The organism is Peribacillus sp. FW305-BF15, assembly GCF_058783805.1.
Window position 1 is genome coordinate 46,187 of record NZ_JBYSYV010000027.1, and the last position, 16,768, is coordinate 62,954.

General features: G+C 42.6%; 13 protein-coding genes. 1 reads left to right on the plus strand and 12 read right to left on the minus strand.

Going from position 1 to position 16,768, the window contains the following annotated elements; genetic code table 11:
- Positions 1–118: protein YhfH (yhfH, locus tag AC3WLU_RS22535; protein ID WP_492597975.1), on the plus strand; the 118-nt coding region annotated here is incomplete at its 5' end.
- Positions 119–244: 126 nt separating this feature from the next.
- On the opposite strand, the gene AC3WLU_RS22540 is transcribed toward yhfH, so the two are convergent.
- The 12 genes from AC3WLU_RS22540 to AC3WLU_RS22595 form a co-directional block, all read right to left on the minus strand.
- A complete protein-coding gene (locus AC3WLU_RS22540) occupies positions 245–1,879 on the minus strand; it encodes a PucR family transcriptional regulator (RefSeq protein ID WP_098866078.1) in 1,635 nt (544 codons plus the stop codon).
- 157 nt (positions 1,880–2,036) lie between these two features.
- Positions 2,037–2,255, minus strand: a complete 219-nt coding sequence (locus AC3WLU_RS22545; RefSeq protein ID WP_034304894.1) for a hypothetical protein — start codon at positions 2,253–2,255, stop codon at positions 2,037–2,039.
- A gap of 16 nt (positions 2,256–2,271) precedes the next feature.
- Positions 2,272–3,756, minus strand: coding sequence for an NCS1 family transporter (locus AC3WLU_RS22550; protein ID WP_400450960.1), 1,485 nt, complete (start codon positions 3,754–3,756; stop codon positions 2,272–2,274).
- A 41-nt stretch (positions 3,757–3,797) separates the two neighbouring features.
- On the minus strand, positions 3,798–5,216 hold the full coding sequence (gene hydA, locus AC3WLU_RS22555) for a dihydropyrimidinase (protein ID WP_034304900.1): 1,419 nt from the start codon (positions 5,214–5,216) through the stop codon (positions 3,798–3,800).
- 14 nt (positions 5,217–5,230) lie between these two features.
- The gene (gene preA, locus AC3WLU_RS22560) at positions 5,231–6,517 is read right to left on the minus strand and encodes an NAD-dependent dihydropyrimidine dehydrogenase subunit PreA (protein ID WP_034304903.1); all 1,287 of its coding nucleotides are present in this window, start codon (positions 6,515–6,517) and stop codon (positions 5,231–5,233) included.
- 27 nt (positions 6,518–6,544) lie between these two features.
- Positions 6,545–7,903, minus strand: a complete 1,359-nt coding sequence (locus AC3WLU_RS22565; protein ID WP_372464603.1) for an NAD(P)-dependent oxidoreductase — start codon at positions 7,901–7,903, stop codon at positions 6,545–6,547.
- 704 nt (positions 7,904–8,607) lie between these two features.
- A complete protein-coding gene (gene hflX / locus AC3WLU_RS22570; RefSeq protein WP_413003595.1) occupies positions 8,608–9,873 on the minus strand; it encodes a GTPase HflX in 1,266 nt (421 codons plus the stop codon).
- Positions 9,874–10,151: 278 nt separating this feature from the next.
- Positions 10,152–12,275 (minus strand): heavy metal translocating P-type ATPase, encoded by a 2,124-nt coding sequence (locus tag AC3WLU_RS22575; RefSeq protein WP_413003597.1) that lies wholly within the window; start codon positions 12,273–12,275, stop codon positions 10,152–10,154.
- Entirely contained in the window at positions 12,268–12,639 is a 372-nt protein-coding gene (locus AC3WLU_RS22580) for an ArsR/SmtB family transcription factor (protein WP_057276349.1), read from the minus strand. Before AC3WLU_RS22580 ends, AC3WLU_RS22575 begins: the two co-directional genes overlap by 8 nt.
- 464 nt (positions 12,640–13,103) lie before the next feature.
- Positions 13,104–13,304: a cold-shock protein gene (locus AC3WLU_RS22585; protein WP_034304915.1), complete on the minus strand. Its 201-nt coding sequence runs from the start codon at positions 13,302–13,304 to the stop codon at positions 13,104–13,106.
- 527 nt (positions 13,305–13,831) lie between these two features.
- On the minus strand, positions 13,832–15,526 hold the full coding sequence (locus AC3WLU_RS22590; protein WP_413003599.1) for a methyl-accepting chemotaxis protein: 1,695 nt from the start codon (positions 15,524–15,526) through the stop codon (positions 13,832–13,834).
- Between the two features lie 13 nt (positions 15,527–15,539).
- Positions 15,540–16,709 carry an ATP-grasp domain-containing protein gene (locus AC3WLU_RS22595; RefSeq protein ID WP_492597970.1) on the minus strand — a complete coding sequence of 390 codons (1,170 nt, stop codon included), beginning with the start codon at positions 16,707–16,709 and terminating at the stop codon, positions 15,540–15,542.
- Between the last annotated feature and the right edge of the window lie 59 nt (positions 16,710–16,768).

Below are 16,768 nucleotides of genomic sequence, written 5' to 3' on the forward strand. Positions count from 1 at the left end.
ATTCTTCAGGACACTGCCGCCTAAACAATGTACGGAATGCGGGAGCCATATCATTGAACAAGCTGAATCCTACCTCTTGGAATGTGACCGCTGCCTTTCCAAAAAAGATGAATATTAATAAAAGATGCTGACATCAAGGACCTATATAGGCCATGTTGATGTCAGCATTAACCTTGTTATCTGCCTCCCTTCCTTGAATTCAAAAAAGGATGTCTCCTGGACACCCTTCAGTCTTACTATCTTTTCATCTCCCAATATATTTATCTACATACTTCCCGCTGATCTTCCTGCTGCTGTATTGTAAGAAGTCCAATGCAAAAATCATGAATTCAAGGCCCAGACGCTTATCGGAGCGCATAAAATCAGAACCTAGCAGTTTCTCCAATTTTTCAAGCCTATGATATAACGTTTGCCGGACAATGAATAATTGTTTTGATGTTTCCTGTTTGGAACCGTTACAGGCAAGGTATGTCTTCAGGGTAGGCATTAGCTCTCCATTGTTTTGCTTGTCGTATTCAATGACAGGACCTAAATATTCATATACCGTTTCCTCCAGATTGCCATGTTTATTTATGAGTGAAATCATGCGATGCATATGTAAGTCCTGATAAAAGAAGCTCCTGTCATCCTCTGGCAATGTATCCTGAAGCAGCAACGTTTCTCGGGCCGTTTCATAACTCTTATAAATCTCACTTAACCTTTGAACATGCTTACCAAAACCAATGGAAAGCAGCCCCATACGATTACGCCCGCTTACATCCATTTTCATGATTCGATCCAGCGCGCTTGTAACCCTTGATTTCCAATCTTCGGATGAACGATTATCACCTAAAATAAAAACAAGATGCTGTTGTATTTCCATGGAAAATATCTGAAAGCCGTACTGTTCAAAAACAGTTCTAAACATTATCTTAAAATAGGTTCCATCTAATTTTGCGGAATTTTTATTATACTTTGGGTGTTGTTTGCAAATGCAAACAATTCCGCCATCCAACTGCATTTTTGGATCAATATAGGAAAGCCTTTCCCGGATCGCTTCGTCACTATATTCACCTTCAATCCAATTTGTAAGCCATATACTTTCTTCCGACATTTTCTTTTCTTCTATATACAACTCCCTTAATAGATGCTGTGCCAATGCGGTAGCCGTTCGATCCAAGATCAATGAATCAAAATCAGTCAACTCCCTGCCGTTGCTGCAAATGAGCAGTTCAGCATAATTTTCGCCAAGCACTTGAATCGGCTGTCCAAGAACGGTTTTATCCAACTTCCGCTTCTCTTCATATATGTCCGCTACCATTTGATAGGTTGATTTTTTCTTTATTTTTGGAATACTGGCTATTTCATTTTCATTAAAGATAAGAATAACCTGTACATGTAAATAGCTGTGGAGAAATTTTAGAATTGGTTCATAATGGTCAATTTCGAGGAGATTTTTATTTAACTGCTGTGAGTAGTTTTCTAAGTTGGAGATCATCTGATATTGTTTATTGATGATAAGGGAATGTATATCCTGCGTGATTTCCACGAAAGGGACTTCTTCATGAAATAGGATGATAGGGAATTGCCGTTCATTTGCGAGATCGATGGCACATTGCGGCACTGCCATGGTGTTGGCGCCCATCTCTATACAGAGTCCAGCTGCATCGCATTCTATTAACTGTCTTAAGTAGGATAGAAATGTGTCATCGCAGTCTTTCCACCCTAAACCGGTAGTCAGTATCAGTTCGTTTCCATTTAACAAATGGCTGATTTGGGTGACTTCCATGCAGTGGACCCACTTCACTTGACGCTTTATCCCACTGCTTCCTGCAATTATATCCGTCAGATTAAAATGCTTGCGTGTTAGAATTTCCTCGATTGTAATCGATGTATTCATCCAGCCACATCCTTTTATAAAACCGCTTTAAAATCTATTATAAACGGACAACCCTTAAATCTCCAGACACTTGTCAGAAAATCTAACGTCAAAATTCTACAAAAAACTCGAACAAAAAGGACCCATTCGTGAGGAATAGGCCCGGTCCATGACTATTTCAATTCAATTTTTTTTTGAAAAGCAATGTAGAGAAGTACTTCCTTCCTTCCGGGGTTTTGATGTTCAATTGCTTCCATTCCTGCTTCGTTCCTTCAATCAGTTCAAAATCGAGAAAGGCTCCACTTAAACTTTCGGAAACCCGGGTGATTCGATATCCTCTTTCAAGCAAAAAATCGATTTGTTCCCTTTCTAAGCGATACTCTTGATATTCGGACATTTACATTCCCCCTTTTTCAAACGTTCTCCTTGCCGGTCGAAGCCGTAAAAACCATCTCTTCCTCAAGTTCTGGACCTTCCCTAATTATCCAATCCCTTCCAACTGAAATACCTAAATATTTCTCATCGCTCGGATCGATGATTTCAGCTTGTTCATATCGCTTGAACCACCAATACTTAGCTAATATAAAATAACTAGCACCGCCGAGAAGGAAACCGATAATAAACGAATAATTTGAAAAAATCGTGGCACCGATTCCTCCAATCACCCAAGAAATGATTCCTGCCCAATTCACTCCATTCAAGTACTTATACTGGCCTTCACTTTCATAGAGTTCTTGTACATTCACTCTCCGTTTACGAAGGAAATAGTAATCCGCTACCAGGATGCCGACAATGGACGCCAGGATTCCACCTATTATTAATAAAACTTCTATGATGATGCCGAACAGGCTCCATGGCTGAACTACTATCCCAATAACCCCCGCTACAACGACTCCCGCCCAAAATGGCATTTTAGGACCCATGACATTGGAGAAAATGGTAGCTGCGGGAATGACATTGGCCGTAGTATTCGTCGACCATTGAGCAAATACGATCATGATCAAAAGGACGCCGAGGGCAATTCCACTTGCTGATCCCTGTATGGCAACTACAGGGTCATAATTGGAAACAGCCATATAAGAAACCGCTCCGATAATCACCATGAACGTCTGGGTGATGGGATAGGTGATAATATTCCCAATTATTTGCCCCTTATTGCGTTTGAACCAATTTTTTTCATTTTTTGGTGCCTTTATATAGCGGGAAAGCGTCGGCATATCTGCAGTCAATGTGCCCCAAAATCCCATATTTGCCATAATGACGACCATGAAAGCCGTTGCGGCGGCCCCGCCAGTGACCGGACTTTCAATCCAGGACCATACCTCCCTTCCTTGGGCCACAGCCTGATCGGATAGGGTGAAATACATCCATCCAGAAATTAGAATGATGACGGGCGCCGCCAAGTCGGCGAATCGTTCAATCGACTTTATTCCCATTGCCGTGTTGACTAATTGTAAAACGGCAAAAATGAGGAAGCAGATAAACCAATTATCAAAGTCAAAAAGAGTTGTAAAGATAGCGTTCATTGCAGTGGCTCCAAAGTAAGTATTGAGGCCGAACCAGCATGACGCTACAAAACCGCGCACAACCGAAGGGATGTGGGTGCCAATCGTACCGAACGGCGCCCTCATATAGACTGGAAATGATATTCCATGTTCAACACCGATATCCCCTGTCATTGTCATCAAAAAGCCGAGAACCACACAGGCAATGACCGTTGCGAGAACGACCCAGCCTAAGGATAAACTTTGAACACCGTTCCCACCGATCGCGAAGGCAGCCAATACTACAGCCATGCCCACCCAAATGAAACCAAATCCGGCTGCACTTATGTTTTTCTCACTATGAGGTATAGGCAGCAAATCGGGAGACTTTAAATAATCTTTCTTCTCACTCATAAAAATCCCCCTAATTTAATTTGCAAGATTCCTTACCGAAGTCAGACTGTAAGCTTTTTCCCGGTATCCGGCTTCAACGCCGAATTATATTTTGCCCGTTTCAAGAATTGTCCTTTTCCAGCTTCGCCCACAAATTGTTTGTCTTTAATGACGAATTGACCTCTCGATAAAACGGAAACCGGCTCACCAGTAATTTCCATACCCTCAAACGCATTATAATCCACCGCCATGTGATGAGTATCTGCAGAAATGGCCCTTTCAACCTTCGGATCAAAAATGACAATATCAGCATCCGAGCCTACGGCAATCGTCCCTTTCTTAGGGAATAATCCAAATAGTTTGGCAGCACGTGTAGAGGTCATGTCGACGAATTGATTCAAGGTAATGCGCTCTTTCATGACCCCTTCAGAAAAGAGGATACTCATGCGGTCCTCTATCGTTGGGCCGCCGTTCGGTATTTTCGTGAAATCTTCACGTCCAAGTTCCTTCTGTCCCTTAAAGTCAAAAGAGCATTGATCGGAGCCGATCGTTTGCAGCTGCCCCGTTTTCAAAGCATTCCATAGCACTTCCTGGTTTTTCTTCTCCCTTAACGGCGGGGACCATACATACTTAGATCCTTCAAAATGGGGCTTTTCAAGATAAGACTGGTCAAGAACCAAATATTGCGGACAAGTCTCACCCCAAATATCCACCCCTTTATTCCTTGCCTCAGTAATCTTTTCAACCGCATCTTCACAGGTGACATGAACGACATAGAGCTGGCCATTTGCCATTTCCGTCAGTTTAGCTGCACGTCCAGTTGCTTCCCCTTCAAGCTCCGGAGGTCTTGTTAATGCATGGTAAATTGGATCGGTGTTCCCTTCGGCAAGGGCCTGCTTTGTAAGATAATCGATGACATCACCATTTTCAGCATGAACCATGACAAGTGCGCCAAGTTCCTTTGCTTGCAACAAAGTGCGGTATAGCGTGGCATCATCAGCTTGAAAAACATTCTTGTAAGCCATGAATACTTTAAAGGACGAAATCCCTTCATTATCGATGATACTTGGCAACTCAGCCAATACTTCATCATTAATCTCACTGATCATTAAATGAAAACCATAATCTATGGCCGCCTTTTCATTGGCCTTTTCATGCCATGTTTCAATTGCTTTCTTTAAAGGCACCCCTTTTTCGGTCAGGCAAAAATCGATGATCGTTGTCGTGCCTCCATATGCAGCAGCGATTGTACCTGTTTCATAATCATCCTTTGTCGTTGTCCCGCCAAACGGCATATCGAGATGGGTATGCGGATCTATGCCCCCCGGAAAAATATATGCGCCTTTTGCATCAATGATTTCAGCCCCCTCAGCCGACAGGTCCTTGCCAATCATTGCAATCTTCTCATTTTCAATCAATATATCCGCTTGATACGTATCTGCAGCCGTTGCAATCGTTCCATTTTTAATGATTTTCTTCATATTCGACCCCTCCATCATTTTACGAAATCAACACTTTCACTGCTTATGCCCCCAAGGAACGATTGGCGTTCATTCCACGTCATTGGCGGCAATTCATTTGTCAATTCGATCATATCGATCGCCCCATCGGCCGGACAGACGATCGAGCAAAGATTACAGCCTACGCAATCCTCTTCGCGCACTCTCAAGAATGAGCTGCCTGACGTGTCCTTTAACATATCTATACATTGATGCGATGTATCTTCACACGCAATATGGCATTTATTGCAGTTAATGCACACATCATTATTAATGCGCGCAACGACCTTATAATTAAGATCTAAGTTCCCCCAGTCGGAATAGCGCGGTACGGACTTACCGACAATATCCATCACGGAGGATATCCCTTTTTCATCAAGATAATTGGACAGTCCATCGATCAAGTCTTCAACTATTCTAAAACCGTGATGCATGGCAGCTGTGCAAATTTGCACTCCAGTCGAACCCATCAGCAAAAATTCCACCGTATCCTGCCAATTTGAAATGCCGCCAATTCCCGAAATGGGAACATTGATCATTTTATTCCTTGCACACTCTGCCACCATATTCAAAGCAATCGGCTTCACAGCTGGACCGCAATACCCTCCGTGAGCACCCTTGCCGCCTACATGGGGAATCGTATTCCATGAATGGATATCCACTCCTGCCAAGCTGTTGATCGTATTGATCATGCTTATTGCATCCGCACCGCCGCGCACCGCCGCTTCAGCCGTAACCGTAATGTCGGTTATATTGGGTGTAAGCTTGACGATGACGGGCTTGGATGCAGCTTCCTTCGCCCAGTATGTTTGCTTTTCAACCAGTTCTGGAACCTGTCCCGAAGCAGCTCCCATCCCACGCTCAGCCATACCGTGCGGACAGCCAAAGTTCAACTCGTAACCATCGACCCCTACATCTTCTATGCGCTTGATGATCTCATGCCACTTTTCCTGTTGTGGCTCCACCATCACCGATGCAATGATTGCATGATCAGGGAACCTCTTCTTCGTTTCATATATTTCCTTCAGATTCACTTCCAGCGGACGGTCCGTTATCAATTCTATATTGTTGAACCCGGCAACTCTTTGTCCATTAAAACTGACCGCTGCAAAACGTGATGAGACATTCAGGATGGGGTCGCCCAATGTCTTCCAAACAGCTCCTCCCCAGCCAGCTTCAAATGCACGCTGAACTTGATAACCCGAATTAGTAGGTGGTGCTGAAGCAAGCCAAAAAGGATTGGGAGATTTAATACCTGCAAGATCAATTGATAAATCAGCCATGATAAGCCTCCTATTTTTCATAGTTATTTAAGCAATATCCACCGCTCCGCCCATCAAAATCGAATCAATTTCATAAGCTGTCTTTTTCCCTTGCTGGGCAGCTGAAACAACCATTGCCTCACCTTGGCCTTTTCCGAAGATCACGTCACCGCACGCAAAGATCTTTTCATTCGATGTCCTGTAGGAATCACCCTCCAATGTCACGACGCCATCATCATGTTGAATGCCGAACTGTTCAATCAATCCTACATACCTTGATTGGCCTATGGCACGAATAACGCCATCGACCGGAATGACGAACTCTGATCCGGAAATTTGGACTGGACGGCGCCGGCCATCTTCACCTGCCTCGCTAAGCACCATTTTTACGCACTCGATACCCGTTACCTGACCGCTTTCATCCGATAGGATCCTGGAGGGGGCAGTCAGCCAGTGAAAACCGACACCTTCTTGTTTGGCAAACTCATACTCAAAATCATAGGCAGTCATTTCCTTTTGGGTACGACGATAAATAATGCTCACCTGTTCGGCGCCCAGGCGAATAGAACAGGTCGCGGCATCGATCGCCGTGTTTCCGGCCCCAATCACCGCCATCTTCTTCCCAATGAATTTATCAGTGATTGTCCCTGTTTTCGTTGCCTTTACGAAATCGATTGCATCATAAACTTCAGCTAAATCCTCCCCTTCAATCCCAAGCTTAGGAACATCGGACATGCCTATCGCTAAAATGACCGCATCATGGTCGGCAGTCAGCTGATTTGCGGAAACATCCACCCCGACCCGTGTATTCGTTTTAATATCAACATCCAAACTCTTTACTTGTTCGACTTCCCAATAAGAAATGCTCTGAGGTAAACGGAACGATACAATTCCGTAAGTATTTAATCCGCCTGGATTCTTTTCAGCTTCGAAAATGGTTACACTGTAGCCAAGCAAGGCTAACTCCCTTGCTGCAGACAAACCCGCCGGACCGCTTCCTACAATGGCAACTTTTTTGCCATTCTTCTTCCCGGCCTTGAATAGGGCTTGTTTATTTTGGATGGCCCAATCTGTGGAATAACGCTGGAGATTGCCGATCATGATCGGCTTTGTAGAATGGTTCAGGACACATGCCCCCTCACATAACTCTTCAGTCGGACATACCCGCGCACAGCTGGCACCGACAGGATTGGCCGTCATGATTGTCTTGGCCGACCCTTTAAAATTACCTGATGCTATCTTCTTGATAAAACCGGGAATATCTATTCCGGTCGGACAGGCTTGGATACATGGGGCATCATAGCAGTATAAACATCGATTCGATTCTTCCAAAGCTTCCCTTGGGGATAATCCCCTCTCCGCTTCCTGAAAGTTAATCTCTAGACCACCTTTTAACGGGCTCGTCATACTCATCCACTATTTCTCCTTCCAAACATTTATTTTTGAAAAATAAAACGGGAGGAATTGCGTGCATTCTCTACTGTCCTCATATTTAAACGATTGAAAGCATTGCCAACATGGTTTCCATCCATTTAATCACCTAACAAGTCATGGCGATTTCCCAGCCAAGAATCTCTCATTTTGTTTATTATTTTCTCTCTCATTCTCTCACTGGCCACGCCCCGGTCCCTGTTTCCTTTAAAAAGCCCCCCCTACTAATCTTAAAAACTCAAATCCTGATGATAAATCAGAGAATTGAGTATTCTTTATTCTATAATGTTGAAAAGCAAGTTACATTATACAAAGTGTAAAGTATTCCCAGTCTCTAAATTTGCAATATGTAATATTCATGTTATATTTCCTAACAATAAGTGATAAGCCTCGTCATTTTTCTACATCCAAACTTACTTTTCATCATACTTACTGATATTTTTGGCTGATTTGGTCCGATTACCTGCTTATCAACACTTTGTCCACATAAAAAAAAGCCCAGAAACAAAAATCTTGGTTTCCTGGGTCTTTTCACTTTTATCCACAACTTATTCACATATTATATGGCGTTATTCTCTTTGTTTTTGCGGAACAGAGGCTTTCCACCAAAGGTTATCCACATTAATGAATCGACTTTTCCACTTATCAACAAGCCATTAACAATTTATCAACAAGCAGGTTCATTCCGGACGTATAACGTATCGTTTATATTTCTCATAATCCGTTTTCTTGCACTCAAGCTTTATTCGGTATCCGATTGCCTCATATTCCGTTTCCGTTATGTGACCATTTTCATTGAAATAAGAAACCAGCTGCCCTTGATCAAATGGAATCAGCATTTCACAGTGGGTATAGTCGACAAAAATATGCTTGCGAATTTGATCTATCAATTCCTCGATGCCAACTTTGTTTTTTGCTGACATATATACAGAGCCACGATTCACCTGAGGGATATCCAAATCGGTAAGGTCCGCTTTATTATACGCAAAGATTGTCGGAATCCCTTTAATGCCTATATCGTTTAAAGTCTTTTCCGTTATCTCTATTTGCTGCTCATGATTAGGATTGGAAAAATCGACAACATGGATCAACAGATCCGCTTCTACCACTTCTTCCAATGTGGATCGGAATGCCTTCACTAGATGATGCGGCAATTTAGACACAAATCCCACCGTATCCGTCAATAAGAACTCCTTTTTATCCGGCAGCGGAATGTTTCGGACGGACGTCTCAAGCGTAGCGAACAGCATATCCTTCTCCAACACCTGCTTTTCAGCAGTTGGATGGAACATCTCAATCAGTGCATTCATGATCGAAGATTTACCTGCATTGGTATAACCGACTAAGGATACGACAGGGATGGCATTCTTTTTCCGCTGTTTCCTCTGCGTTTGCCTGTGTGCAACAAGGTCTTCCAGTTCTTTATTCAAAACACTTATATTTTCCTCGATCCTCCTGCGGTCAAGCTCTAACTGCTTTTCACCTGCTCCTTTGTTTGTACCGACCCCGCCGCTCTGACGCCCTAGTGACTCCCTTAAACCAACGAGACGCGGGAGCATATACTGCAGCTTTGCCACTTCTACCTGAAGCTGTGCTTCCTTCGTTTTCGCCCGATGCGCAAAAATATCCAGAATCAAGATTGTCCGGTCAATCACCTTGCAATCCATGTCTCTCTCCAGATTACGAAGTTGCGAAGGGGAGAGCTGGTCATTAAAAATGACGACATTAGCTTCTTTATGCTCAACGAGATTTTTCACTTCCTCGATCTTCCCGGTACCGATAAAATGTGATGAGTTCACCCGATGCAAATTTTGTGTGATGGTCCCTGCAACCTCTACCTCACATGCTTCCGTTAAATTGGCCAATTCCTCCATCGAATACTCAAAATCCTTTGAACCGTTGAGATTGACTCCAACCAAAATTGCCCTCTGCTTTAATTCCATCATTTCAAATCCCTTCCGTACATACCTTACTCCCTATATTATACTTAAACAAACTGTCATGCCGCCTAAAAGCGAGCCACATTGTAGCATACCAGGATACCAGGCATCGCTTGCATAAAGGTTGCTGCCCTTAGCAAAGTGTTTTTATTGGACTTCCTTTTACTTTCAACAAAAAATATGACGACCGACTATTTTTTCAAAGTTTCACATGAAACAATTGGAAAGCTCAAAATAAAAGCTCCCTGGTGCACCTTAAGATGCACCAGGGAGCCCATATTATTCTATTCTTTTATTCTCAATAACCTAAGACTGTTCAATGTAACTAATAGCGTCGCACCCATGTCGGCAAAAATCGCCATCCAAAGTGTTAACCAGCCCGGCGCTATCAATAATAAGGCCAGGACTTTAATCACCAATGAAAACGTGATGTTCTGCTTAATGATTTTTAATGTTTTGCGGCTTAAGCGGATTGTATAAGGCAGCTTCGATAAGTCATCACCCATCAAGGCAATATCGGCTGTTTCAAGGGCTGTATCCGTGCCCGCCCCTCCCATTGCGATTCCTACCGTGGAAGCTGCCAAGGCCGGAGCATCATTGACACCATCGCCTACCATGGCCACTCGATCGTATTTTTGTTTCCATCGCTTGATGATGGTCAATTTATCCTGCGGCAATAGCTCCGCCTCAATCTCATGAACGCCAGCTGCCGCTCCAATCGCTTTTGCCGTTCCGATATTATCGCCAGTCAGCATGATCGTTTTTTCAATGCCCAAAGCATGCAGTTTCCGAATGGCTTCCTTACTGCTTTCCCTTATTTCATCAGACACCGCGATGAGTGCATGGAGCTTCACTTGATCGCCAAGCACCATCACCGTTTTCCCTGTATTTTGATAGCCGCTGATTAATTTAAGCACATCATCAGAGAAAACGAAACCTGCCTCTTCCACAAAAAGGTGGGGTTTACCAATGTAATAGATTTCTTGATTGATTTTCCCTTTTATCCCTTTACCGGTGATTGCAGTAAAATCCTCTACCAATAAAGAATGATAGTCCACATCGTAGGTTTCCGCCTTTTGAAGAATGGCCGTGGCAAGGGGATGCTGTGATCTGCTTTCTAAAGCAGCGGCGATGGCCAGCACGTCCTGTTCATTCAACACATCAGATAACATTTTGAAATCGGTCACCTCAGGTACGCCCTTTGTTAAAGTACCCGTTTTATCAAACGCGATTGCCTTTAAGGCTCCCGCTTCCTCCAAATGGACCCCGCCTTTAATCAGCACACCATGTTTCGCAGCATTTCCGATTGCTGTCACGATGGCGATGGGCGTAGAAATGACCAAAGCACAAGGACAGCCGACAACCAGTACAGCCAATCCCCGATAAATCCATTCACTCCAATCCCCGTTCATCACGATCGGGGGTAATACTGCAATGCCCAGGGCAATGAGCATGATGGCCGGCGTATAAAATTTTGCGAATTTATCCACGAAGGCTTGGGAAGGAGCCTTTTCGGCCTGTGCTTCTTCAACAAGGTGGATGATTTTTGCAATCGTCGTATCCTCGACCCGCTTCGTGACCTCCACTTCGAGCAACCCTTCACCATTTAGGGTTCCGGCAAATACTTCACCCTCAACCGTTTTAAAAACCGGCTCGGATTCACCAGTAATGGCTGCTTGATTAAGTGTCGAGGCGCCCTTCATGATCCGGCCATCCATTGCAAGCTTTTGACCAGGTTTAACGATCATGATGTCGCCCGCTTCAACCTCATCAACAGCAACCATCATTTCATGATGCCCTCTAAGGATCAAAGCTTCTTTAGGTGCGATGTTCATTAATGATTCGATGGAATTACGCGCCTTATCCATCGAATATTTTTCCAATGCTTCACTTATCGCAAATAGAATGACGACGGTCGCGCCCTCGCCCCATTCACCAAGCACGGCCGCCCCGATGATGGCAACCGTCATAAGGGTGTGCATATCAAAGCGAAGCCTTACAAGGTTTTTCAAACCATTGACAAATAATGAATATCCTCCAACTATGATTGCAGCCGCATAACCGATTACCGGCATGATGCTTCCATCAGCATATCGCTTATCAAATATCCAGCTGACCAGCAATAAGATAACCGAAAACACCACTTTAATATTTTCTTTTTGCTTCCAAAATGGTTCCTTTTGAGTTGCCTGTTCCTGTTCACCGCGGATCTTCAGGTTATCGAAAGCTCCCGCCTTTTCAATCTGTTCAATGGTCGTGCTGCCCTGTACCGATATCTTCGAGGCGCCAAAGTTGATTTTGGCATCCTTCACACCCTCTAGTTCACGGACATTGTTCTCGAATTTAGCCGCACAATTCGTGCAGGATAGACCCTGGATACGATATGTTTTCATTGGGGATTCAGCCATCGACCCTTACCTCCTGCTGATGTTCTAATGCAATGAGAATCAATTGCTTAATATGGTGATCATCCAAAGAATAAAAAGCCAACTTACCTTCTTTTCGATATTTTACGATTGCATGTTTATAAAGGGTACGAAGATGATGTGACGTCGTCGCCATCGAAGCACCAATGATATTGGCCAGATCGCACACACACAATTCCTCGTCCGTACAGAGCGCATAAGCTATCTTCGCCCTATTTTCATCGCCTATAACCTTAAACAGCTTCGACATGCTGGATATATCCACCTGGGTCATTTCCCCTTGAATGCGATTGACCTTCACTTCATCATGCAGGTGAACATCACATATATCTTTCAGTTCCGTCATCTTCTCACACCTCTCATTCAAATCTTCGTTTGATTATAATATAACACAATTCCCTGAATATTTGAATGTATAAGAATCTTTTCCCCTTCCCAAAGAAATTAATGAAAGTGCCCATATGTTTTTATATGTGGGCCATCGTTTTTTTGTTTCCCCTTTTGCTAACAAAAAGGTCATGCTGCCCTCTTCCCTGATCTTCAGGCAAAAAAAAGAAGGGACAAATTCCTTTACGCCCCTTCAATCAATGATTTCAGTAATTACCTATCGTTACCTTGATACGTATAATATATTTAATTTAGTATTTTATAGAAAAACTATGATATACTTAGTCAAACCTTTTTAAGCGTTTTACTTTACTTGTACCATTTACCCTGCTTATCGTTTAGCAGGGTTTTTTGTTATGTATTTTCACAAAACAAAAAAAGACGGACCCTTTAAAAAGGATCCGTCTTTTTTTGTTATCGAAATTATGCTTTTTGAACGTTAGAAGCTTGAGGTCCGCGTTGACCTTGTTCTACTTCAAAAGTAACTTCTTGGCCTTCGTCTAAAGATTTGAAACCTTCGCTTTGGATAGCTGAGAAATGTACGAATACGTCGTCTCCGTTTTCGCGTTCGATGAATCCAAAACCTTTTTCTGCGTTAAACCATTTTACTTTACCTTGTTCCATTGTTGTTGCCTCCTAGTGCATCTAAGCACAATGTATTACTATCCTTGCTCTAAGTCATCATCGAAAACGAAAAGTAGTACTTTTAGTATCCTTAGTACCGAACAAAAATAATTAAGACTAAGCATAACATTAAATGGTAGCGATTGCAAATAGTTTGGGGAAACTTTTTTCCAGCAATTTTTAATACTCTCTAAATTCTATAAAAAAAAGCAGTAATGAAAGTGACTCTATCTATTACACATGATCTCTTACATACATACATTCATCCAAACAAAAACCTCTCGTTTACTAATTTAAAGAGGTTTCATAGTGTAGATAAACTCGATATTTTCTACATTTTTTTGAGGGAGTGTAAAATGGAACGTTGATTTCCCCTCCGGGCGGTCCTCCCTCGGCGCGCTTTCCCGCAGGAGTCTCGAACACCCGCTCCAATCAACTATGTTTAAAAACTCAGATAGAACCCATTTTGTCTCCAAAAACCTCCCGTAAACTTAAGAAAGGTCTTTGTAGATGTTTACATCAAATATTTATTTTTCCGTAATGAACTTTTCCACCATTTCTTCTAAAATCGCCGATTCTTTTGCTAAATCTTCATTTTGTTCCTTCAATCCAGCCATTATGGTACTTTGTTGAATGGCAGCTGCCGAGATTTGCTCCGTTGTTGCGACTCCTTCTTCGGAAATCGCCGCAATTTCCTGTATGGATGCCAGGCTTTCATCCGAAGACTCATTGATTTTTTTCGAATGGGCGGCCAATTGTTCTGTGCCTTTCAGCAATTTCTCTACGGATTCGAATATCTTATTGAAAATCTCGCCATTGTTTTCCACTAAGGAAACACCATTTAGTATATCCTGAAAACTCTCATCATTATTTTGGATGACTTTGGCTGTTTGTTCATTAATCCGCATGATCGATTCTGAAATGATATCGATGGATTCATCGGTTTGCACAGCCAATTTTTGCACCTCTTGAGCGACTACGGCAAAACCTCTGCCAGCGTCACCCGCTCGTGCCGCTTCTATGGATGCATTCAGGGACAGCAGGTTCGTTTGGGAAGCAATCACCCTTATTAAGCCAATCACTTCATTTATCTTCACTACATCCTCTTCCAGGCTCACCAAATTGGCTTTATTCGCTTGGCCGTTTTCCATGATTTTATCCATCTGGCTCGTTACATCTTGCACTTGTTTACTCCCTTGTTCAGCAAGTGTATTTGCATGCATCGTAAATTCATTCATTTCATTCGTTTGCTCGTTCATTAAACGGATCGTATCCGTTAAGTCACTGATCATATTGGAAATCCGGTCAATATGATGGGCACGTTCTTCCGAAGCCTTTGCTTCTTCCGTTGTCCCCGTCACTATCTGGCCATAGGATTCCACCATCTCTTCAAAGGATTGCTGAATGGAAACTGTCGTTTGATTCATCGTTTGGGCGTGTTCACGGACATTCTGAATAATATGGGACAAACTTAATCTCATATCTTCGAATCCATTTGACAGATCGCCAATCTCATCCTCTCTGCCAACGGGAATCGATTTACTTAAGTCCCCTTTTGCCATTTCATTCGTGTAACCAACAAGTTCATTGACGGGTCCCGAGATCTTTTTCCCGATGACAACGGCGCATAGCACACCCAATATAACGGCACTTGCAAGAAATAAGATATTATAGAATATCATTGTGCTTTTCAATTCATCAATGAAGCTTGCATCCATATCGATTCCGACAATCGCGTCCGTTCCTTCGATTGGCGTAAAGTACGACTTATGTGTTCCCCACTTATCTTTATATATTTCACTCAAGACGTCTTCGCTTCCATTTATCGATTTTGCCTGTTCCGGTGTGAAGGGGGATTCCACCATATAGTCATCGCTGCCGCTCAAGGCTACAATCATGTCGGCATCATTCTCCCGCTTCAAAACATAAACATATTCAATTCCCTTTTTATCTTCAACAAAGGCATCCAGTTTCCGCTTAATCTCTTCGCCCCGTTCGGAAGCCTTGTTTATCACAGTGGGATTGAGGCTCGATGCTAAACTGTGGGCATTCTCAGAAAGGCGATCATCGAATTGCGGAAGGACATTCTCATTGATCATTTTATTAGTAATATAGGAAAAGCAAAGGCCCATGGCCCCTGCGAAAATCACGAAAGGAATAATGTAAAACAAGAATAGTTTTGCCAATAGAGATTTTTTAGGATTCAGCTTTGAAAATCTCATTTCCATGCCCCCCTTAGTTGAAAACCAGGTGTTTTATAGTCAAATATGGTATTAAATCCAAATGAAGCAATTGGAGATTTTCATTCAAATCCTCACTTCTATAAAAGATGATGGCCATGCTCCGGTCATTTTGAAAAGGAAGCTGCCTATATTCCAAAACATGTTCGAATTCATGAAGAAGTCCATCATGATCAATACGTGCAACATCTTCCGGATTTATTTCAAGCGGAACCTCTGCAAAGAAAAAGCTATATATTCGATCGTCCATCTCTTCCAATATCCGATTCCAATCGGGTTTCGTTCCTGAAAAATAATGTTCATACATATTCATTCCATAGGCATGGTAACCTAGATCCGTTGTACCCGCCCCAGCAAAACGCAGGGGATTGATTTCGATGGGTATCACCCGGCTTCCCTTTTTGCGGATTTCAAAGTGTACAGGATAATTCCTAAGCGGAAGGACCGTTTGGATATTCTTCATGAACTTCAATGCATCATGATAGATTTCATCAATGGCCAACTTCGAAGTATAATAAATTCGATCGGAAGTATCGTAATCATCCTTGAATGATCGTTTGAACACATTCAAAATGACCGGTTCACCATCTTGATTGTAATAACCATCAATGGCATACTCTTCACCCTGAATCCACTCTTCTATCAAAACGGTCTGGGATCCGACCACTTCTGAATCATATAATCCACCCGAATGAAGTAAATCGGCTTTAAGCTGGTTCACGGCTATATCCCAATCCTGTTCATTCTTGACTTTGTGCACACCTACACTGGAATAGCCAATATTGGGTTTGATAACTACCGGAAACGGTATTTGATTTATATCCAGCTCACTTATCATGGATAAATCGATATCTTGGAAATAGAAATCAGGATATAAAGATTTCGTCAAATTTCGCACCTGGCTCTTATCCTTCAATAACTTTGACCAAATGTATTCATTGCTATCCGGTTGAAAATGCCCTATTAGTGTTATGCCATTTTCAGAGTTTGTAAGAATTCTTTTGTCCTTTTCCATGGACTTGAAAAATTCTGTATCCTTTTGAATGTTTAGCTTTTCTGATGTTAATGTGTCTCCCCACTGACCTTGTTCCAATACTGGGATTTGCTGTTCCTCTAACACCTTTAGAAGAATTGGCGACACAATCGACTCATTCAAAATAATCATTTTTTCCACCTAACTTGTACTGTTTTTTGTATCTCCATATTTAATCGGTTAAAACCGGT